1 pseudogene is annotated in these 507 nt (G+C 71.2%); it reads right to left on the bottom strand.

What is annotated here, in order from left to right:
* Window positions 1-463 (bottom strand): annotated as a pseudogene (locus ACDELDRAFT_RS23485) (hypothetical protein); the annotation flags it as partial.
* Window positions 464-507 lie beyond the last annotated feature (44 nt).

The raw sequence follows: 507 nt of genomic DNA, 5'->3' as shown, positions 1-507 counted from the left end.
AGCAGGGCGGCCTGCGCGTCGCTGAAACCGGGCCCGGCGGGCGAAACAGCCCCACCACCGCACGCGTGCGGCCCAGCGCTTCCACACGCAGGTCCAGGGTGTGGTGGTGGCCATTGGCGCGCACCAGCAGGTTGTAGCTGTTGGAGCGGAAGTACTGGGCCCCGGGCGCCAGTAGCCGGCCTGTGCGCGGACCGTTGGGCTGGGCGAGGGTGGGGATGTTGGTCTCGCCAGCGCCCGTGAAGAGGTGGGGTTCGTTGAGGAACAGGTTCCTGACGCTGGTGGGCGAGTCTTCATGGTGAAAGCCCGCGGGCTGGCCATTGCCGTCCATCCAGAACAGCGCCGCCGCATCGGCGCCGACGAGCGCGCGCAGCAGTGCGCACACGTCGGGCGCGATGGGTGCCAGCCCGAGCCCCAGGCGGCACAGCATGTCCAGTTCTTGCCAAAGCCGCTGGCGCACGGGCATGGCGTCAGGCCCCTGGCTGGCCTTTGCGCCTGCGCCGCGCGGCC

This window comes from Acidovorax delafieldii 2AN (assembly GCF_000175235.1).
Lineage (GTDB): Bacteria > Pseudomonadota > Gammaproteobacteria > Burkholderiales > Burkholderiaceae_C > Acidovorax > Acidovorax delafieldii_B.
The sequence above is the reverse complement of the archived record's forward strand: the minus strand, read 5'-3'. Positions and strand labels throughout refer to the sequence as shown.